This window comes from Enterococcus sp. S183_ASV_20 (assembly GCF_018919685.1).
Taxonomy (GTDB): Bacteria; Bacillota; Bacilli; order Lactobacillales; family Enterococcaceae; genus Enterococcus; species Enterococcus faecalis.
The window spans coordinates 1-20,309 of sequence record NZ_JAHLRI010000025.1 but is presented as its reverse complement, the minus strand read 5'-3'; the positions used below and the strand labels follow the sequence as shown (position 1 = coordinate 20,309).

General features: G+C 36.9%; 16 protein-coding genes. 14 read left to right on the top strand and 2 right to left on the bottom strand.

Going from position 1 to position 20,309, the window contains the following annotated elements:
• Positions 1 to 33: 33 nt before the first annotated feature.
• On the top strand, positions 34 to 903 hold the full coding sequence (locus tag KQI94_RS09890) for a DegV family protein (RefSeq protein WP_002359214.1): 870 nt from the start codon (positions 34 to 36) through the stop codon (positions 901 to 903).
• Between the two features lie 291 nt (positions 904 to 1,194).
• Here the strand turns inward: KQI94_RS09890 and KQI94_RS09885 are convergent, their stop codons facing one another.
• Complete coding sequence (locus KQI94_RS09885; protein ID WP_002368646.1) at positions 1,195 to 2,826, bottom strand: ATP-binding cassette domain-containing protein; 1,632 nt, start codon at positions 2,824 to 2,826, stop codon at positions 1,195 to 1,197.
• A gap of 252 nt (positions 2,827 to 3,078) precedes the next feature.
• Here KQI94_RS09885 and KQI94_RS09880 point away from each other — a divergent pair, with 252 nt between their 5' ends.
• The 7 genes from KQI94_RS09880 (at position 3,079) to KQI94_RS09850 (ending at position 10,991) form a co-directional block, all read left to right on the top strand.
• Positions 3,079 to 5,964 carry a sigma-54-dependent transcriptional regulator gene (locus KQI94_RS09880; protein WP_002356028.1) on the top strand — a complete coding sequence of 962 codons (2,886 nt, stop codon included), beginning with the start codon at positions 3,079 to 3,081 and terminating at the stop codon, positions 5,962 to 5,964.
• Positions 5,965 to 6,165: 201 nt separating this feature from the next.
• Entirely contained in the window at positions 6,166 to 6,678 is a 513-nt protein-coding gene (locus tag KQI94_RS09875) for a mannose/fructose/sorbose PTS transporter subunit IIB (protein ID WP_002385473.1), read from the top strand.
• Positions 6,679 to 6,912: 234 nt separating this feature from the next.
• Positions 6,913 to 7,905: a mannose/fructose/sorbose PTS transporter subunit IIA gene (locus KQI94_RS09870; protein WP_002356030.1), complete on the top strand. Its 993-nt coding sequence runs from the start codon at positions 6,913 to 6,915 to the stop codon at positions 7,903 to 7,905.
• A 34-nt stretch (positions 7,906 to 7,939) separates the two neighbouring features.
• On the top strand, positions 7,940 to 8,743 hold the full coding sequence (locus KQI94_RS09865; RefSeq protein WP_002356031.1) for a PTS mannose/fructose/sorbose transporter subunit IIC: 804 nt from the start codon (positions 7,940 to 7,942) through the stop codon (positions 8,741 to 8,743).
• A 22-nt stretch (positions 8,744 to 8,765) separates the two neighbouring features.
• On the top strand, positions 8,766 to 9,677 hold the full coding sequence (locus tag KQI94_RS09860; protein ID WP_002356032.1) for a PTS system mannose/fructose/sorbose family transporter subunit IID: 912 nt from the start codon (positions 8,766 to 8,768) through the stop codon (positions 9,675 to 9,677).
• A 161-nt stretch (positions 9,678 to 9,838) separates the two neighbouring features.
• Positions 9,839 to 10,216, top strand: coding sequence for a DUF956 family protein (locus tag KQI94_RS09855; protein WP_002356033.1), 378 nt, complete (start codon positions 9,839 to 9,841; stop codon positions 10,214 to 10,216).
• 247 nt (positions 10,217 to 10,463) lie between these two features.
• The gene (locus KQI94_RS09850; protein WP_002356034.1) at positions 10,464 to 10,991 is read left to right on the top strand and encodes a DUF308 domain-containing protein; all 528 of its coding nucleotides are present in this window, start codon (positions 10,464 to 10,466) and stop codon (positions 10,989 to 10,991) included.
• Positions 10,992 to 11,037: 46 nt separating this feature from the next.
• On the opposite strand, the gene KQI94_RS09845 is transcribed toward KQI94_RS09850, so the two are convergent.
• Complete coding sequence (locus KQI94_RS09845) at positions 11,038 to 11,241, bottom strand: hypothetical protein (protein ID WP_002383512.1); 204 nt, start codon at positions 11,239 to 11,241, stop codon at positions 11,038 to 11,040.
• Positions 11,242 to 11,438: 197 nt separating this feature from the next.
• On the opposite strand from KQI94_RS09845, the gene KQI94_RS09840 reads away from it, so the two are divergent.
• From KQI94_RS09840 to KQI94_RS09815, 6 genes are all read left to right on the top strand, one after another.
• Positions 11,439 to 12,209 carry a MurR/RpiR family transcriptional regulator gene (locus KQI94_RS09840; RefSeq protein WP_010711865.1) on the top strand — a complete coding sequence of 257 codons (771 nt, stop codon included), beginning with the start codon at positions 11,439 to 11,441 and terminating at the stop codon, positions 12,207 to 12,209.
• Positions 12,210 to 12,357: 148 nt separating this feature from the next.
• Entirely contained in the window at positions 12,358 to 13,926 is a 1,569-nt protein-coding gene (malX, locus tag KQI94_RS09835) for a maltose/glucose-specific PTS transporter subunit IIBC (protein ID WP_002368640.1), read from the top strand.
• A 14-nt stretch (positions 13,927 to 13,940) separates the two neighbouring features.
• A complete protein-coding gene (locus tag KQI94_RS09830) occupies positions 13,941 to 15,155 on the top strand; it encodes a MalY/PatB family protein (RefSeq protein WP_002389847.1) in 1,215 nt (404 codons plus the stop codon).
• A gap of 99 nt (positions 15,156 to 15,254) precedes the next feature.
• A complete protein-coding gene (locus KQI94_RS09825) occupies positions 15,255 to 15,635 on the top strand; it encodes a RidA family protein (protein WP_002356039.1) in 381 nt (126 codons plus the stop codon).
• Between the two features lie 190 nt (positions 15,636 to 15,825).
• Positions 15,826 to 18,417: a bifunctional lysylphosphatidylglycerol flippase/synthetase MprF gene (gene mprF / locus KQI94_RS09820; RefSeq protein WP_002368638.1), complete on the top strand. Its 2,592-nt coding sequence runs from the start codon at positions 15,826 to 15,828 to the stop codon at positions 18,415 to 18,417.
• A 715-nt stretch (positions 18,418 to 19,132) separates the two neighbouring features.
• Positions 19,133 to 19,420 (top strand): uberolysin/carnocyclin family circular bacteriocin, encoded by a 288-nt coding sequence (locus KQI94_RS09815; protein ID WP_002368637.1) that lies wholly within the window; start codon positions 19,133 to 19,135, stop codon positions 19,418 to 19,420.
• Positions 19,421 to 20,309: the final 889 nt, after the last annotated feature.

Here is a 20,309-nt window from a genome sequence, read left to right as displayed (position 1 = left end):
AAATAAAAGAAAACATGAAGGGGGCAATTGTCCGTGAATTATCAATTAGTGACAGATTCTTGTTGTGACTTGCCGTATACATACTTAAAAGAAAACCAAGTACCTTTTATTAGCATGAATATTCAAATTGACGGGAAAGAATATCGCGATGATTTAGGTGAAACGTTTGATTATCAGAACTTCTTAACGGCCATTAAAAATGGAAGTATGCCCACTACCTCTCAAGTTAATGTGGGACGCTACAATGAATTTTTCCGTCCTTTTGTGGAGCAAGGGTTACCGGTGATTTATTTAGCTTTTTCATCTGGGTTAAGTGGCTCTTATCAAAGTGCGTTGCAATCAGTAGAGATGTTAAAAGAAGAGTACGATAATGTAGAAATTCATATTATTGATACAAAAGCAGCTAGCTTAGGTCAAGGGATGTTAGTCCGAGAAGCCATTCGATTACAAACAGATGGTCATTCATTAGGAGAAGTTGTTGCCTATCTTGAAGAGCAAAAAATGAAACTTCACTCGTGGGTAACGGTAGATGATTTAAAACATTTAGAACGTGGCGGACGGATTTCTAAAACAGCGGCTGCACTTGGTGGCTTAATGAACATTAAACCAATTATTCGCGTGGATGCGGCGGGCAAACTAGCATCCGTTGGTAAAACTCGTGGACGAAACAAGTCCTTGCAAAAGATTGCGCAAGAAACGATTCAAGGCATTGTAGAGCCAATGAAACAAACACTGTTGATTGCATATGCGGGAACGAAAGATGACGCGGAAAAAGTCAAAGAATTAATTGAAAAAGAAATAGAGGTTAATGAGATACTGATTTATCCTCTAGGCCCCACCATTACTAGTCATACTGGAATAGGTTGTATTGCTGTGTTTTCTTTTGGTGAAAAAAGAAAATAAAAAATGAGCCTGGGACAAAAATCACTTTGGATTTTTGTCCCAGGCTTAAAAATTGATAAACGGCGGGAACAGAAGCAACACTACGCGTTGCTCCGATCTCAACAACTTCTAAGAGCTAAAGCTCTAAGAGTTGAAGGTCCTTCGGAAATAAGCCGAAATTGTTGAGAATCACGAAGAACGTAGTGATTCGATGATGAACAATACCTACTTGGTCTCCAAAAATTATAGAACAATTTTCGGAAATTCCTTCTTATTTCTCGGAGTTAAACGCTTCTGTCCCGACCTCATTTTTTAATAATCTGAACTGAATAAAACGTCCATTTGTTTTTGAATTTCTGGGTTTTCCAAGAATTCATCATAGGTTGTTTCTGCTCGATCAATGACACCTTTATCAGAAACAGCAATAATTCGGTTCGCTAATGTTTGGATAAATTGGTGGTCATGTGAAGCAAAAAGAATTGAACCAGTGAAAGCCATCAACCCATCATTTAATGCAGTGATTGATTCTAAGTCTAAGTGATTCGTTGGATCATCTAAAACTAAGACATTGGCTTTGGAAAGCATTAATTTTGAAAGCATGACACGCACTTTTTCGCCTCCGGAAAGAACATTGACTGGTTTTAGTACCTCTTCACCAGAGAATAACATCCGACCTAAGAAACTACGTAAGAACGTATTGTCATCTTCTTCTTTACCAGCAAATTGACGTAACCAATCTAAAATGGTTAATGGCTCTTCAAAGTCTTTGCTGTTGTCTTTTGGTAAATAAGCTTGGCTAGTTGTAACGCCCCAACGAACAGAACCTGTATCGGGAGTAATTTCTCCCATAATCACTTTGAATAACGTAGTCGTTGTAATATCTGAGTCAGCGATGAATGCCACTTTATCATCTTTTGTTAAGTTGAACGAGATATTATCTAAGATTTTTTTGCCATCAATCGTTACAGAGACATTTTCAACTTGTAATAAGTCATTGCCGATTTCACGTTCTGGTGTAAAACCAACGAATGGATAACGACGAGAGGAAGGTTGAATGTCATCTAAGGTAATTTTATCTAACATTTTTTTACGAGACGTTGCTTGTTTTGATTTTGAGGCATTGGCGCTAAAACGAGCGATAAAGTCTTGTAATTCTTTGATTTGTTCTTCTTTTTTGGCATTAGATTGTGCTTGCAATTTTGTCGCTAGTTGGCTTGATTCCAACCAGAAATCATAGTTACCAACGTAAAGTTTGATTTTACTAAAGTCTAAATCTGCCATGTGAGTGCAGACTTTGTTTAGGAAATGACGGTCATGGGAAACCACGATAACGGTATTTTCAAAGTTGATTAAAAATTCTTCTAACCAATTGATTGAGCGGGTGTCTAAACCATTTGTCGGCTCGTCTAATAGTAAGACATCTGGTTTACCAAAAAGAGATTGAGCTAATAATACTTTGACTTTTTGACCAGCTGTTAATTCGCTCATTTTTTGATCATGTAATTCTTCTGGAAGGTTTAGCCCTTGGAGTAAAACAGCTGCCTCAGGTTCTGCTTCCCAACCGTCAAGTTCAGCAAATTCGCCTTCTAGTTCTGCGGCACGAATTCCATCTTCATCTGAAAAATCTTCTTTCATATAGATAGCATCTTTTTCTTTCATTACTTCGTAAAGACGTTTATGTCCCATAATTACAGTTTCTAAAACAGTGTAGTCTTCGTAGTCAAAGTGATTTTGTTTCAGCGTTGCTAGTCGCTCATTAGGACCCATTGAAACCACGCCAGTTGTCGGTTGAATCTCACCTGATAAAATTTTAAGAAACGTTGATTTTCCTGCACCGTTTGCGCCGATTAAGCCGTAACAGTTGCCAGGAGTAAATTTAATATTCACTTCTTCAAAAAGTTTACGATCTGGAAATTGTAAACTTACATCATTAACAGTAATCAATTGTTTTCCTCGCTTTTAATATATTCTTGAACCTCTCTGCATTATATCGGCTACAGAACCTTTTTTCAAGGAGTTTCAATCTTTTTACAGAAACGAATAAAAAGGTGGGTTTTTTATAGAAAAAAGGCGCTTTTTTAAAATGTTTCATGTGAAACAGAAATTTTTTTCATGAAAGGGTTTTTAGTGTATTTTTTTAATGATACACTGTATCATGTAAATTAATTAGTGTATCGATTAAAGGAGCCATCAAAAATGAAGCGGATTGAAAAAATCTATCAATATGTTAAAGAGCAAACGAAGAATTTAACGCCAATGACCTTAACAAGTGATGCGGGAGTCACGACACAAGAAATTTCAGAACGTTTAAACATTCAGCGGACCAATGCTAGTAAAGATTTGAATCAACTGGTTCGTGAAGGGCGCTTGAAAAAATTATCTGGTCGACCAGTAAAATATGTCGCGCAGGTGGCGTTTCAGCATCGACCATTAACCAAGCCAGTTAAAAGTTATCGGGAAAAATCAATGGATCATTCCACAAAAACTTTTATCGAACCATTGGTTGAACCAGTAGTCACGACAAGTAAAACCCCAGAAGTTGAAGATATTTTCAAAAAAATTATCGGTTCAGCTGGAAGCATGAAAACGCCGGTTGAACAAGCCAAAGCAGCGATTTTATATCCGCCAAAAGGCTTGAATTGTTTAATTACTGGACCAACAGGTTCTGGGAAAACTTATTTTGCTCATGCCATGTTTCAATTTGCGAAGCTGAACCAAATTGTGGCCAAAGAAAAAGAGTTTGTGGTGTTTAACTGTGCAGACTATGCGCATAATCCAGAACTTTTGATGTCGCATTTATTTGGGTATGTAGAAGGGGCCTTCACAGGCGCTACGAAAGCGAAAGAAGGGATTATTGATGAAGCAGATGGCAGCATTCTGTTTTTAGATGAAGTACATCGGTTACCACCCGAAGGACAAGAAATGATTTTTTATTTTATGGATCACGGTGTGTACGCGCGTTTAGGTGAAACAGTGAAATCACATCATGCGGATGTTCGGATTATTTGTGCTACGACGGAGAATCCTACTTCTTCTTTATTGAATACTTTTGTGCGACGCATTCCGATTATCATTCAATTACCGAACTTTAGTGACCGTCCTGCGAAAGAAAAAATTGACCTCCTAAAAGTGATGGTTTCAATGGAAGCAGCGCGGATTCAACGGCGAATCTCTTTGTCAGAAGATGTGGTCAAAGCGTTAATTGGAAGTGTTTCTTATGGAAATGTCGGTCAGCTAAAATCGAATGTGCAACTTGTGACTGCACGAGGGTTCCTTAATCAGATGGAACAAGAGGAATTAATGATTACGATGGACGAATTAACGGACAATATTAAAGAAGGCATTATGCAACTTGCCAGTAATCGAGAAGTATTGTCGGAGTTATCGAAATATCTGGAACCGCAATTAGTGGTATCACCAAATGAATCTTTAGTAGCTATTCAGTCAGATGCCTATGAATTGCCTTACAATCTATATGAGATTATTGGAGATAAAGCGGCTCTCTTAAAAGCAGACGGCTTGGACCAAGAACTAATTAATAATTTTATTACAACGGATATCAATGTTCATTTAAAATCTTTCTACAAAGATTATGGATTCACCTTTGATACAGAAAATAAATTGGCTGAAATTGTTGACCAACGAATTATTGATGTCACTAAGAAAATTTATAATTTTGCAGCGAAGCGGTTATCGTATTCGTTTCAACCCAATTTTATTTATGCAATGAGTTTACACATTAGTTCTTTCTTGAAACGCATCCAATTAGGTAAAGATCCTAAGCATCCTTTAAATGAAAGTATTCGAAATATGGTTTTAGATTATCCAACAGAGTTTGAAACAGCGAAAGAAATTAAAAATATTATTGAAAGTAGTTATCAGATGGAGATTCCTGAATCTGAAAGTTACTATTTAGCTGTTTTGCTCATTTCTTTAAGAGAAAATCCTGAGGCTGGCCGGATTGGCATTGTCGTGGCTGCGCACGGAAATAGTACCGCTAGCAGTATGGTACAAGTGGTTTCTCAATTGTTAAATGTTGATAATTTGAAGGCTGTGGATATGCCTTTAGATATGCCACCGAAAGAAGCTTTGCGTAAAATCGTTGAAGCAGTTGGTGAAGTGAATGAAGAAAATGGCGTACTATTATTAGTGGACATGGGTTCATTAAGTACGTTTTCAGAAGAAATTGTACGCCAGACAGGCATTGATGTGCGGACAGTAGACATGGTGACCACGCCAATTGTGCTTGAAGCGGCCCGCAAAACCGCATTAATTGATACACAATTGGAAACACTTCACGAGTCTTTAAAAAACTTTCATGGCTATGCCGATATTCGCCAAAGTGAAACGAAACAAATCATTGAAAATTGGAAAACAAGAGCAATTATTGCTATCTGCGCTTCTGGAGAAGGAACTGCGCGCCGAATGAAAGAGCTTATTGAGGAAGCTGTCTTGCCACAAATAGACTGGCATTTAGAAGTGATTCCTTTGTCCATTGTAAATATGAAAGAAGTTTTGCCTAAAATTCAAGAAGACTATGAAATTATTGCGACAACTGGGATTACCAATCCCAAAATTGGAGTTCCTTATATTTCCATGGAAAATTTCTTTTCCGGTGAAGCAGAAAAAATTATTCAGCAATTACTAGCAGAGCGGAAAGAAGAAGTAATGAATAAGCCGTTGGACGAAGCGGCAGCAAAAGAAATTTGTCTAAAATATATGGAGCAAAGTTTCACTTTCATTAATGGAAAAAAAATCATTGATCTGTTGTGGTCATTCGCTAAAAATATCCAAACCCAATTAGCGATGCCAGAAGAGTACACATTTTACATCAATTTGATTATGCACACATCGGGCATGTTGGAGCGTATTTTACGGAATGATACACTGACGGTTTCAGAAAAGGAACTTGGTCGATTGGTTCAAGAACCAATTTATCCAGTGATTGTGGCCTCAATTGAGACTATGGAAGAAGCTCTTAATATGGATGTTCCAGCAGAAGAAGTTTATTTTATCGCACAGTTAGTCAAAAATGCCCAGTGTATCGAAGATAAAATCACCGAAATTGATACACTAGATTAATACAGAAAAATCGATACACTATTTATTAGTGTATCGATTTTTTGATTTTCTTAAAAAAACCTATAATTTTCTAGGTTTCGAACCGATACACTAAAGTTGGCACGAAACTTGCTTATAATAAGGTGTCCCTTTTTACCTAAATTTTTAAGTAAAAAGACAAAGGTCCTAACCTTTAAAAATGAATTTAAAGGAGCATTCCCGATGGTAATGGATATTCGTTTAGCTCGAATTGATGATCGATTAATTCATGGCCAAGTAGCAACTGTTTGGGCAAAATTGACGAACATTAATCGCATTTTAGTGGTTAGTGATTCCGTTGCTCATGACAATTTGAGAAAAGCCTTGTTGGTTCAAGCTGCTCCACCTGGTGTCAAAGTAAATGTCATCACTGTTCAAAAAATGATTGATGTTTACCCTGATCCTCGTTTTGATTCGTTTCGAGCCATGTTGTTATTCACTAATCCTTTGGACGTGAAACGAGTGGTCGAAGGCGGTGTACAACTAACTTCTGTGAATATTGGCGGAATGAGTTTCAGCACAGGAAAGCGAATGATTACGAATGCAGTCGCAGTGGATGCCAACGATTTAAAAGCATTTCTGTTTTTAAATGAACAAGGTATTGAATTGGAAATTCGAAAAGTCGCAGCAGACAGCCAAGTGAATTTGATGGATTTACTGAAAAAAGAGCGTAGCAAAGAAAATAACGCCAGCTGACGTTCATTTTTACAGACGAAAGACATTGAAAGGATGTGGTGGCCTAGGACCAACATCATTGCTTCATGAACTGTATTGATAAAGGCAAGTGCTGATGTTGAAAAAAATCAAGAACTATTGAAATTTTTTCATTTATTTTTGTCAGAATCTGATTTATCTGATTTTTTTCAAAAAGTGAAAGCGTTTAGCAGTACAACCATGAAAAAAAACATCAATTATACAGGAGGTATAAAAATGGTAGGAATTATCCTAGCAAGTCACGGTGAATTTGCTGAAGGGATCTTGCAATCTGGTGCAATGATCTTTGGCGAACAAGAAAATGTAAAAGCAGTTACGTTAATGCCTAGCGAAGGTCCCGATGATGTAAAAGCAAAAATGCAAGAAGCCATTGCATCGTTTGACAATCAAGACGAAGTACTATTTTTAGTTGACCTATGGGGGGGAACACCATTTAACCAAGCGAACTCATTGTTAGAAGATCATAAAGACAAATGGGCAATCGTTGCAGGTATGAACTTACCAATGGTTATTGAAGCATATGCTTCTCGTTTCTCTATGGAATCAGCACAAGAAATTGCGACACACATTCTTGAAACAGCAAAAGATGGTGTCAAAGTTAAACCAGAAGAGTTACAACCAGCAGAAGCACCAAAAGCTGCTGCGACAGAAGATGCACAGCCAAAGGGTTCGTTACCACCAGGTACAGTTGTTGGCGATGGCAAAATTAAATTTGTGCTAGCACGTATTGATTCACGTTTATTACATGGTCAAGTAGCAACAGCTTGGACAAAAGCAACACAACCAAACAGAATTATTGTTGTTTCTGATGCCGTTGCAAAAGATGACTTACGTAAGAAATTAATCGAACAAGCAGCTCCTCCAGGAGTAAAAGCCAATGTTATTCCAATCAGTAAAATGATTGAAGTAGCGAAAGATCCACGTTTTGGCAATACAAAAGCATTATTATTATTTGAAAATCCTGAAGACGTCTTAAAAGTGGTTGAAGGCGGCGTAGAAATCCCAGAAGTAAACGTTGGTTCAATGGCTCACTCTGTTGGAAAAGTCGTTGTAAGCAAAGTATTATCAATGGGTCAAGAAGACGTTGATACGTTTGATGAATTAAAAGCCAAAGGCATCAAATTTGATGTGCGTAAAGTGCCAAATGATTCAAAAGCGAATATGGACGAAATTTTGAAAAAAGCAAAAAATGAGTTAGCAAACGCGTAACTCGCCAAATACAAATCAAAATAGGAGGCTTATCATGTCTGTTATATCAATTATTTTAGTTTTACTCGTTGCCTTTCTAGCTGGTATGGAAGGGATTTTGGATGAGTTCCAATTCCACCAACCGTTAGTAGCATGTACATTAATCGGATTAGTTACTGGTAATTTAGAAGCCGGAATTGTTTTAGGTGGTACTTTACAAATGATCGCGTTAGGTTGGGCGAACATCGGGGCTGCCGTTGCACCGGATGCCGCTTTAGCATCTGTTGCCTCAGCAATTATTTTAGTTTTAGGTGGCCAAGGTGTTAAAGGTGTTCCTTCAGCGATTGCCATCGCAGTTCCTTTAGCGGTTGCAGGTTTGTTCTTAACAATGATCGTTCGGACAGTTGCGGTTCCAATCGTTCACATGATGGATGCGGCTGCTGAAAAAGGCAACATTAAACAAGTTGAAATGTTACACATTTTCGCTGTATGTTTACAAGGTATTCGTATTGCGATTCCAGCAGGTGCGTTACTATTCATTCCTGCTGACACTGTTCGTAATTTCTTAGAATCAATGCCAGCTTGGTTAACTGATGGTATGGCTATCGGTGGTGGTATGGTCGTTGCCGTAGGTTATGCATTAGTAATCAACATGATGGCAACAAAAGAAGTATGGCCATTCTTCATTATCGGTTTCGTAGTCGCAGCGATTTCTCAATTAACATTAATCGCATTAGGTGCTTTAGGTGTCGCTTTAGCTCTTATTTACTTGAACTTATCTAAAATGGGCGGTTCTTCTAACTCAAATGGCGGAGGCAACTCTGGCGACCCATTAGGCGATATTTTAAACGACTACTAATTCTGAAGGAGGAGCAAAGAAAATGGCAGAAAAAATTCAATTAACTAAAAAAGATCGTTTAGCTGTAGCTTGGCGTTCAACATTTATCCAAGGTTCTTGGAACTATGAACGTATGCAAAACGGCGGCTGGGCATTCTCAATGATTCCAGCAATCAAAAAATTATATAAAACGAAAGAAGAACGTTCAGCGGCGTTAAAACGTCACTTAGAGTTCTTTAATACACACCCATACATTGCCTCACCAATCCTTGGTGTAACATTAGCTTTGGAAGAAGAACGTGCCAATGGCGCACCAGTTGATGACGTAGCGATTCAAGGGGTTAAAGTTGGGATGATGGGTCCTTTAGCCGGTGTCGGTGACCCAGTTTTCTGGTTTACTGTTCGTCCAATGTTAGGCGCTTTAGGTGCTTCCTTAGCAATGGGTGGTAACATCTTAGGCCCAATCTTATTCTTCGTTGCTTGGAACTTAATTCGTTGGTCATTCATGTGGTATACACAAGAGTTTGGTTACAAAGCAGGTTCTAAAATTACTGATGACCTTTCAGGTGGTTTACTACAAGATATTACAAAAGGTGCTTCTATTTTAGGGATGTTCGTACTGGCCGCATTAGTTCAACGTTGGGTATCGATTAAGTTCTTACCAATTGTCTCACAAGTTAAGTTAGACAAAGGTGCTTATATCGAGTGGGATAAACTTCCTGCTGGCGGTGAAGGAATGCATAAAGCCTTTGAACAAGTGAACCAAGGCTTGGCGCTTTCACCAACGAAAGTTACTACTTTACAAGATAACTTAGATCAATTGATTCCAGGTCTAGCACCATTACTACTTACATTCTTATGTATGTGGTTATTGAAGAAAAAAGTTAGCCCAATCGTTATCATTCTTGGTTTATTCGTAGTCGGCGTAGTCGGCCACTTAATCGGCTTATTATAAGAATGACGAGGTAAGTTTATTACTTCTAATCAAAAAAAGCGGAAGAGAAGTCGAGAAACTTTTCTTCCGCTTTTTTAAACAAAGATGTAATTTTGTTTGTTTCGATCAGGAAAGAAACGTATAATAAAGAGGAATTAGTCGAATGAAATGGAGCAGATAACATGGTACAATCATTAAACACAAAAGTTGATTTAGTTATAGATGCGACGGCATTTACAGGATTAACAGATTATGGACAAATTATGATAGGTGACCGCGGGTTTGAATTTTACCATGCCAAAGATCCACGTAAGTTTATCCAAATTCCGTGGGAAGAAGTCGATTACGTGTTGGCTTCAGTAATGTTCAAAGGAAAATGGATTCCTCGTTATGCGATTCAAACCAAGAAAAATGGGACGTATACGTTTGCTTCAAAAGAGCCGAAGCGAGTGTTACGAGCTATTCGTGAATATGTTGACCCAGATCATATGGTCCAATCTTTGAGTTTCTTTGATGTCATAAAAAGAGGGATTCTCTCGATTGGGAAAAAGAAAAAATAATTTATAACTGTTACTTTTTTATAAACTAGATGAAAAAGTAGCGGTTTTTTTGTGGGAAAACGAGGGACTTATTTATACAAAAAAGGCACAATTTTGCACCAAAAAAGAGACAATCAAGTGATACGTTGTTTTTAATGGAGTTATCATTGAAATGGTTTTCAGAAAGCACGATGAAAATATTTGACACCTTGTAAAATAGTAGTAACATAATAAGTGTAATAAATTATTTTATAGAGGAGTGAGTGTCATGGAACAACGACAACATCATGGAATGGACTGGGGTTCATTAGTATTAGGAATTCTATTTGTTCTGACTGCATTAATTTCTTTCCAAAATCCTGCCGGTAATTTAATTGCCATTGTGATGGTTTTTGCGATTTTTGCTATTATTAAAGGGATTTTCGAAATTTTTGTACGTAATCGTATGAAAGAATTGCTAGGCTACAAAGCTTATGCACCAATCATCTTAGGGATTATTGATATCCTAATTGGTGTTTACTTATTGTTTAACTTAAATATTGGTGTCGCTGTGTTACCATTTGTTTTTGCAATTTGGTTTTTATTCGACTCAATTTTCGGCTTATTTACTTTAGATTTTGCTAAACGAGTAAGCACAGGTTACTTCTGGTTCACATTAATTGTTGATGTTTTAGGGATTATCTTAGGTGTAATGTTATTATTTAATCCATTGTCTTCAGCATTAACTCTAAGCTTCTTAGTTGGTTTCTACTTTATGATGTTTGGTATTAGCAATATTGTATATGCTTTTAGATAAAAGAAGTAAAAAAACAGGTTTTCCGAAAAGGAAAACCTGTTTTTTTTTAATAACGACGGTGGCAGTTGCCATTATTTCCCGAAATTGTTCGAACAAGCCACACGATAATCGCTACGGGAACTAAAATTTTTACTGCTAGCCACAATAAGCTTCCCACGATACCGACAACGGCACTAAAGAGTGAACCGACAACTAAAAATAAAAGGACCACTAAAAGAATATTTATAAACATTGGTCGTTGATTATTCATACGTACTACCTCCAAATTTTTCCTGTTTTCTATATACAGAGTATAGCAAGAAAGCGCAACAAACACCTCCATCGGAAGGCTGATTTTTTTCTCTGGCGAATGATGGAGCCGCTGTTGGTTATTTTGGACTTTCTTATTGAAATAATCAGAATATTCTGGTGTATAATTATAAAAAAGGATTTAAAGTGAGGGATTGGATGACGACTGAGGGATTAATCGCTTTGTTAGAAAAGAAACGAAATGATTTAAGTAAAATTGAAAATCAAGTACTGGATTATATTTTGACGCATATGACGGAAATTAGTTCACAAACCATTTATGAGGTGGCGCAGGCGTTGTTTGTCTCAACAGCCACTATTTCTCGAACGGCAAAACACTTAGGTTATCGAGGCTTCCAAGAATTAAAATACGCAATCGTCCAATCGGTGCAGAGCGAGAGCACAGAAAGCGATAGTCGTAGTTTTCAAGCTATTACGCAACAGTTGATCGCCAATGTGCAAGACAGTTTTCAACAAATGGATGAAGCCAAAGTCGCGGAAATGCTTAAAATGATTGAGCGTGCGAATACGATTGAAGTGTTCGGTGTTGGTGGCAGTTTTCCTATTTGTACTGATTTTGCACGAAAGCTAACATTTTTAGGAAAAAAAGCCTATGCACGATCTGATTGGGATGAACAAGCGGCAGCAGTTAAGAATCTGGATGGACAGGATTTAGCCATTTTTGTCAGTTATACAGGAGAAACTAAGGGGATTTTAGCGTATGCACGTGTAGCGCAGGAACAGCAAGTGCCGATGATTAGTTTGATTTCGACTAAAGGAAGCACCTTGGAAAAATTGTCGACGACGACGTTATTTGCCAAAGGGACGACACGTTATCATCAGCGCGTGGATTTAAGTTCAAGAATTGCTGTCATTTGTTTGTTCGATACGGTTTTATTAATGTACGCAGAGGCAAAGCAGCCGCGGTAATTTTATGCAACACCATACTAAATGATGTAAGGGGATACAGAAAAAGTGTAGCCTCTTTTTTCTTTGTTTTGGGCTAGTTATAATGAGGGCAATGAATGTAAACGCAATCATTTTTAGTTTTGTAAAGAATGAATGGAGGAGTTAAGAAATGGCAGTAAAGAAAAAGAAAGCGACTTTCTGGGAGTTTTTCCAAGGATTAGGCAAAACGTTTATGTTGCCAGTGGCTTTATTAGCTTTTATGGGGATTTTGTTGGGATTAGGAAGTTCTTTTTCCAGTGAATCTATGATTGAAACAATCCCGTTTTTAGGAAAGCCCGCAGTAAAAATTATTTTCCAATTTATGTCGACAATTGGTGGTTTTGCGTTTGCCTATTTACCTGTCATGTTTGCAATGGCCATTCCGTTGGGGTTAGTTCGGAAAGAAAAAGGAATTGCTGCGTTTTCAGGTTTCGTAGGCTATACGGTGATGAATTTAGCGATTAATTTCTATTTAGTGCAGACGAATCGCCTCGTGGATCCTGAGCAGTTGCGGGAAGCCGGCCAAGGAATGGTTTTTGGGATTCAAACGATTGAAATGGGCGTTCTTGGTGGAATTATCGCTGGGCTTATTGTCTATAAGTTGCATAATCGATTTTATACGGTGCAACTACCAGATAGTTTTGCCTTCTTTTCTGGCGCACGGTTTGTACCAATTATTACTTCATTAGTGATGGCATTCGTGGGCTTAGTAATTCCGTTAGTTTGGCCACTTTTCGCGCTAATGATTATGGCGATTGGCCAACTTATCCAACGTTCTGGTATTTTTGGGCCTTTTCTGTTTGGTTCAGGGGAACGTCTCCTGTTACCGTTTGGGTTGCATCATATTTTGGTTTCCATGATTCGTTTTACTGAAGCAGGGGGTTCAGCGGTGGTGGCTGGCAAAGAAGTGTTTGGCGCGTTAAATATTTTCTATGCAGAATTGCAAAATAATTTACCGATTTCACCAAGCGCAACAGCTTTCTTGTCACAAGGGAAAATGCCGACCTTTATTTTTGGCTTACCAGCGGCGGCGCTTGCGATGTATCATACTGCAGCTCCGACGAATCGACATAAGATTAAAGGCTTACTCCTTTCGGGTGTAATTGCTACGGCTATCACTGGCATTACAGAACCAATTGAATTTTTATTCTTATTTATTAGTCCATTATTATGGCTGTTTCATGTCATTATGACTGGTCTAGGTTTCATGGTAATGGCTTTATTAGGTGTTGTGATTGGGAACACTGATGGCGGGCTACTGGACTTTGTTATTTTTGGCTTGTTACAAGGAACTTATACAAAATGGTGGTGGGTTCTCATTGTCGGCGCTATCTGGTTTGTTGTTTATTATTTCGTCTTTAAAACAGTCATTGTAACCTTTGATTTAAAAACACCTGGACGAGACAAGGTCTTAGATGAGACTGAATATACCGATCAAGAAGTTCAATATAAGAAAACGGGTGGCTATGATGCGCCTGGGATTTTAGCGGCTTTGGGTGGGCAAGAGAATATTCAAGCTATTGATAATTGCATTACGCGTTTACGTTTAGTGTTAGCAGATGCTAATAAAGTAGATGATGACAAATTAAAGCAATTAGGGGCTTTAGGCGTTGTACATTTAGATGCGCAGAATGTACAAGTGATTATCGGAACCAAAGTGACAACGGTCCGTAATCAATTAGAGATGATTTTAGGTTAGAAAAAAGACAGAAGGTGAAGAGTGTGTCGTTTGATAAAGCAATTGATCGACGAGGAACGTATTGTACACAGTGGGATTTTGTAGAAGACCGATTTGGGGAAGCGGACTTGCTTCCCTTCACTATTTCCGATACGGATTTTGCTGTGCCAGAGGCAGTTCTGGCAACATTACAGGAGCGTTTGAACCATCCAGTATTTGGCTATACGAGGTGGAACCATCCGCAATTAAAAGAAGCAATTCAAACGTGGTACCAGACAAGATTCCAGACGAAGATTGAAGAACACTGGATTATGTATACCCCGACCGTTATCTATGGTATTTCTGCTTTGATTCAATTATTGACTAACGAAGGGGAGGGCATTATTTTACAAACACCTGCCTATGATGCATTTTTTAAAGTTATTCAGGAAAATAAGCGGCAAGTAGTGGCGAATGAACTGCTTTATCAAGAGAAGCGCTACAGCATTGATTTTATTGATTTAGAAAAAAAACTAGCGCAACCAGAAAATCGCTGTTTGCTTTTATGTTCCCCGCATAATCCAACAGGACGTGTTTGGGAGCAATGGGAATTAAAGCGAATAGTTTCATTGTGCCAACAGTATGATGTGTTTTTACTTTCTGATGAAATTCATATGGATATCGTTAATAAAGGCCAAGTTCATCGACCAATTACGCAATTTGATTATAAAAAATCTGCCATTATTACCAGTGGCACGAAAACCTTTAATTTTCCAGGGCTGATTTTTGCTTACGCCCTAATTCCAGATAACGAATTGCGTGACGCTTTTCAGCTCAAATTAAAAAACGCCGATGGTCTATCATCAACAAGTATTTTGGGAATGCTAGCAACCATGACGGCCTATCAAAAATGTGGTACTTGGGTTGACGAGTTGAATGATTATTTAGCGGAGAACCAACGTTACGTGAAAGATTTTTTACAGACATATTTGCCAAAAATTAAAGTGACGGAGCTGGAGGCAACTTACTTAATGTGGTTGGATGTATCAGCGGCAGTTCCAGATGTGGCCCGCTTACAAGAGGCTTTAGTTTCTGTGGGGAAAGTCGCTATTATGGACGGCTCGATATATGGTGGTAATGGGCAACGATTCTTACGGTTAAATATTGGCTGTTCGCAAGCAAAACTACACGAAGGACTTGAAAGGATGCGCCAAGGTTTTGAAGCTGTTTTACAAAAGGATGGCACAGCATCAGCGCTTGGGAATAATTGAGAAAAGATAGCATTCCGAAAATGGTTGCAGTACAATGGAAAAATAGAAACAAATAAAATAACAAAAAGTAACAACTTGTCATTTACTGGGGGAAAAGAAATGAAAACAATTAAAACAAAGCAAGCACCACAAGCAATTGGGCCATATTCACAAGCAAAAATTGTGAATGGTTTATTGATTACTTCTGGTCAGATTCCACTGGATCCTGAAACAGGCAAGGTGGTTGGGACAACGATTAAAGAACAAACCAATCAAGTACTGAAAAATATTCAAGGGATTTTAACAGAAGCTGGTAGTGATTTTGCTCATGTAGTCAAAACGACATGCTATTTACAAAATATGGCGGATTTCACGGCATTCAATGAAGTCTATGCTGAGTATTTTAGTGCGGAATATCCTGCACGCACAACGATTGAAATCTCTAAATTACCGATGGATGTGTTGGTGGAGATTGAGATTATCGCAGAAGTAGTGGCGTAAAAAATACAGTTAAAAGAGTGAGAAAAAATCGTCTTAGATTTTTTTCTCACTCTTTTTTTCAATAAAACAATACGATTCAGCCAAAATGTCTAGCCGTGCTGGAAAATTTTCAGCAAATAGGCTACCATGGAAGAAAATCGATAAAACGAAAGTTAAATGAATAGAAAAGAGATATGAAAGAGGCTATAAGATGAAAAAAAATATTAGCCAACTAACGCAGTGGTTGAAAGAACACAGTTTATTATTGAAACTAATTTTTCTTGGTTCTGTATTAGTTTTCGTGGCTAACCAAGTGACACATATCGCTCAAGGCATGACCTGGGCGGATATTTTTTCCACGATGGAACAACAAAGTACGGGGCGTTTAATTGGTATGGTCTTGGCAGGACTATTAGGGGTTATTCCGATGCTCCTTTATGACTATGTAGTCGTTAAATTATTGGAAAAAGAAGGTAAGCCACCAATGAAACGAATGGATTGGTTAACTTCGGCTTGGGTCACCAATACCATTAATAACTTAGCGGGTTTTGGCGGCGTGGTTGGGGCAACGCTACGGATTAATTTTTACGGAAAAGATGTACCGCGGGGCAAGGTTGTAGCAACGGTCTCAAAAGTTGCTCTGTTCTTGATTTCAGGGTTATCTATTTTATCTTTTGTGGCGTTTGTTGATTTATTTTTTATTCGAACCCAAAATGTTTTTCGTGAATATTGGGTTTGGTTATTATTGGGCAGCCTGATTGCGCCAGCGCTCTGGTTTTTCACGTATTTAAAACGGCGAACATTGTTTAAAACATTTTTTCCAAAAGCAGTGCTCCTATTATTCGGCGCTTCATTAGGTCAATGGCTAGGTGGGATGTTTGCTTTCTTGATGATAGGTCGCTTGATGCAGGTGCCAGTTTCGATGGTTTCTGTTTACCCAATGTTTGTTATCGCTACGTTGATTGGGATGTTAACTATGGTTCCTGGTGGTATGGGAACGTTTGATGTCTTAATGATTTTGGGCTTATCACAATTAGGGATTGATCGATCACAAGCGGTCGTCTGGTTGTTGTATTATCGTTTGTTTTATTATGTGACGCCTTTTATGACAGGAGTTATTTTGTTCTTGCAACAAGCAGGCATGAAAGTCAATCAATTTTTTGATAATTTACCTCGGTTATTTTCACAAAAAGTGGCGCATTTTATTTTGGTGGCGGCGTTATATTTTGCAGGGATTATGATGGTTCTATTGTCGACTGTGACGAATTTGTCGAATGTCAGTCGTTTATTCCAAGTGTTACTTCCCTTTTCTTTTAATTTTTTAGATCAAACATTGAATTTATTTGTAGGATTCTTGTTATTAGGTTTAGCTCGAGGCATTTCTATGAAAGTGAAAAAAGCTTATTGGCCTACAATTATTTTACTAGGATTTTGTATTGTAAATACGGTGGCACGAACGACTTCGTGGCAGTTAATTGCTGTTTATGCTGTTATTTTATTGGCGGTTATTTTGGCTCGTAAAGAATTTTATCGTGAAAAGTTTGTTTATTCATGGGGCGCTTTAACGGTAGATAGTATTTTGTTTGGCTGCTTGTTTATCGGTTATGCGGTTGCTGGCTATTACGCCGCACGACCAGCTGGTGGCAATCAAGTTATCAATCACTTTTTGTTGTTTCCGTCAGATGATGTTTGGTTTAACGGATTGATTGGATTAAGTATTTCCTTGATTGGTTTATTCTTTTTGTATCAATATTTAGCCGAAACAACTGTTACTTTAGGTGAGGGATTTGAGGAAGCGCGGTTGACACGCTTTTTGGAAAAATTTGGTGGCAACGAAGGCAGTCAATTTTTATATTTAAAGGATTATGGTCATTTTTATTACCAAGAAGAAGGCGAAGATCAAGTACTTTTTGGGTTTCAAATGAAGTTTAATAAATGCTTTGTCTTGGCGGATCCAATTGGGCAACGAGAGAAATGGACAGCGGCGACACTGGCGTTTATGGATCAAGCTGATTTGTTAGGCTATCAATTAGTTTTTTATCGTATCTCGGAAGAATATGTTATGAATCTTCACGATTGCGGCTTTGAATTTATGAAAGTTGGGGAAGAAGGCTTGATTCAATTTGATGAGCCGTCAACAGTGAATCAAATAGCCTGGACGGAAACAGTGACTGAAAAAATAGCAGCGGAAGCAGCGGATTTTCAGTTTGAATTTTATCCCGAAACGATTAGTGATGCCTTATATCAAGAGTTAGAACGAGTTTCTGCGGACTGGTCACGGAATCAAAAAGAGCGCTACTTTATTGGTGGACGGTTGGATCCCAAGTACTTGAAATGCAGTAGTGTGGGCTTGGTGAGACAGAAACAAACGGTCATCGGTTTCATTACGGGAAAAGAAATGGAAAAAGGCAAAAGTATTTCGTATGATTTGTTACGTATTCGTTCAGAAGCACCTGCTTTTACTAGAGAATATTTGTTCACTCATTTTATTGAAACCTATCAACAGCAGGGCTATCAATTAATTGATATTGGGATGGCGCCGTTGGCTAACGTAGGGGAGAGCAAGTACTCTTTCTTAAAAGAACGCTTTGTTAATATTTTTTACAAGTATAGTTATCAAATTTATGCGTTTCAAGATACACGCAAGCGCAAAGAACAATATGTCACTAGTTGGCAACCACGTTATTTTGCTTATCCTAAGCGGACCAGTGTACTCTTTGCTTTTGTGCAACTTTCCTTGTTGATTACGAAAGGAAGACATCAAAGTGTTTCGCTTGTGGAAGAAGCAATGACTGAAATTTAACTCTAATATAAATAAAAAAGTTAGACTTTGGTCTAACTTTTTTATTTATCACAAATTATTAATAAAAGAATATAACTTACATTTCAAAATTATAAAAACATTATGGTTATAAAAAAAATATAACTCTTTGTTAAAAAAAGGTTGACATTTGATTTGCTTTTGATTAGAATTTAATTAAAGTTATGATTGAAATATATTTACCATAAAATTTTGTAGATTAGTAATGTTAATAAACAGAAAGAACATGATTTTATAAGACTGGAAGCTAAGTATTCACGGGAATACTTTGGCTAAGTACATAATTAAAGGTTGTTTATAAAACAATAAGAATAGATAGTATATAATATAAAAATATTACCCGTATGTAGTAATAAATTTTTAAGAAACACCAATTGTAAAAAATGAGTAATAAGTCATGAAGTAAAAATAGTTGTATTTTCAAAAATTTATCAACGGTAGTTACGAATTAGTTCCTTATAATTTTATCATTTTGGAATAGATCGTTTCTATAAATTGGAGTAACAAAGGATTTATCCAAAGTCCTAAAATGCGTATGGTAATTGGATATTAAATGTATTGTACAGGACTATTAATAAAAGGTGGAGGTGATTATATATGTTTTCTACTGTTCATGAATATTTAGGTAGTATTTTTGGTGGAGGTGGTAGAAGCTTCTAATTTCATAAACACAGCATGAAAGAAAGGGGGTGAAAAAATGAAATTGGATAGTTCGTTATTTAGTAAAAAAATGTACATGGGTGTAGTTTTTGTAATGGTAGTTTGTGTAATCAATTTGACGCAACCACACTTAACCTCAACATTAGGTATTTCGACCTATGCAGCTAAAAAAGTAATTGATATTATTTCAGCCGCTGGTTCTGTTTGGTCTGTAGTAGGGATAGTTGCAGCTGTTGTTGGCGGTGGAGGTATTGGCGCAGCAATTTTAGTTACAGCAAAATCTTTTGTGAAAAGATATGGAAAAGCATTCGCTACTGCATGGTAAAAATTATATTATTAACGGACAGCTTTAAAGCTGTCCGTTAATAATATAGGAGGGGTAATTAATGGGAAATATTTATTTAAAAATTTTTAAAAGAAAAGTACAAATTGTTGAAAATTTCTATATTTTTAAAATAATCTTTCTAACGATATATATATGTATAAGTGTATTACTGCTCTTTATAATCAATCTTACTAATTCGTTACTTCCTATTATCTTAATAAATTTTTTGCTATTAAATTATAATTTGCCAAAAACGGAGTTAGATTTAAATCAAATGACAAGTTATAACTATTTTTACTCAAATAAGGTATTTATGACATACATACTTTTTTTGAGTAAGAAAAATAATCCCTTATTTTCGATGTTTTTCTTAATAAATTTTTTTAATATAATATTGAATATAAAGAACGGATTTTTTATGATTAACATATTGTCAGCATTCTGTATACAATTGATATATTTTTTTATGCAATTATTAGTGCAACGTACGTATAAGATTTTAATCTCCATTTGTCTTATTATTATGTTGCTGGGTTTACTCTTTGGCAAAACTCTTTCAATTTCAGTTCTTTTACTCTTATTAGTACTTTTACTGTTAGTATCTATGTATTTTAATATTTTTACTAGGAAAAAATTCAAAAGTTTTAATCTTAAATACGTTCGGAATACTGCGGAAATCAAGATGAAAAAAATATTTACTCATAGAAATATGTATAAACAGTTATTTATAACTTATTTAAATAGAGTTTCTATTAAAGAATACTTTGAATACTTATTTATTTGTTATTCATTGATTGTATATTCGTATTTTGAGTCAAGTCCAGACTCCTGTGTAAAATGCTATACAATGTTTTTACCATTTCTACTTATCAAAATTGATGTATTTTCT

What these genes read in the sequence shown, in the direction of transcription:
- KQI94_RS09875 (WP_002385473.1), top strand. Translation starts at nt 6,166, where the DNA reads ATGGTAATGGATATTCGTTTAGCTCGAATTGATGATCGATTAATTCAT.
- KQI94_RS09860 (WP_002356032.1), top strand. Translation starts at nt 8,766, where the DNA reads ATGGCAGAAAAAATTCAATTAACTAAAAAAGATCGTTTAGCTGTAGCT.
- KQI94_RS09855 (WP_002356033.1), top strand. Translation starts at nt 9,839, where the DNA reads ATGGTACAATCATTAAACACAAAAGTTGATTTAGTTATAGATGCGACG.
- KQI94_RS09865 (WP_002356031.1), top strand. Translation starts at nt 7,940, where the DNA reads ATGTCTGTTATATCAATTATTTTAGTTTTACTCGTTGCCTTTCTAGCT.
- KQI94_RS09815 (WP_002368637.1), top strand. Translation starts at nt 19,133, where the DNA reads ATGAAATTGGATAGTTCGTTATTTAGTAAAAAAATGTACATGGGTGTA.
- KQI94_RS09880 (WP_002356028.1), top strand. Translation starts at nt 3,079, where the DNA reads ATGAAGCGGATTGAAAAAATCTATCAATATGTTAAAGAGCAAACGAAG.
- KQI94_RS09825 (WP_002356039.1), top strand. Translation starts at nt 15,255, where the DNA reads ATGAAAACAATTAAAACAAAGCAAGCACCACAAGCAATTGGGCCATAT.
- malX (WP_002368640.1), top strand. Translation starts at nt 12,358, where the DNA reads ATGGCAGTAAAGAAAAAGAAAGCGACTTTCTGGGAGTTTTTCCAAGGA.
- KQI94_RS09870 (WP_002356030.1), top strand. Translation starts at nt 6,913, where the DNA reads ATGGTAGGAATTATCCTAGCAAGTCACGGTGAATTTGCTGAAGGGATC.
- KQI94_RS09840 (WP_010711865.1), top strand. Translation starts at nt 11,439, where the DNA reads ATGACGACTGAGGGATTAATCGCTTTGTTAGAAAAGAAACGAAATGAT.
- mprF (WP_002368638.1), top strand. Translation starts at nt 15,826, where the DNA reads ATGAAAAAAAATATTAGCCAACTAACGCAGTGGTTGAAAGAACACAGT.
- KQI94_RS09850 (WP_002356034.1), top strand. Translation starts at nt 10,464, where the DNA reads ATGGAACAACGACAACATCATGGAATGGACTGGGGTTCATTAGTATTA.
- KQI94_RS09845 (WP_002383512.1), bottom strand. Translation starts at nt 11,241, where the DNA reads ATGAATAATCAACGACCAATGTTTATAAATATTCTTTTAGTGGTCCTT.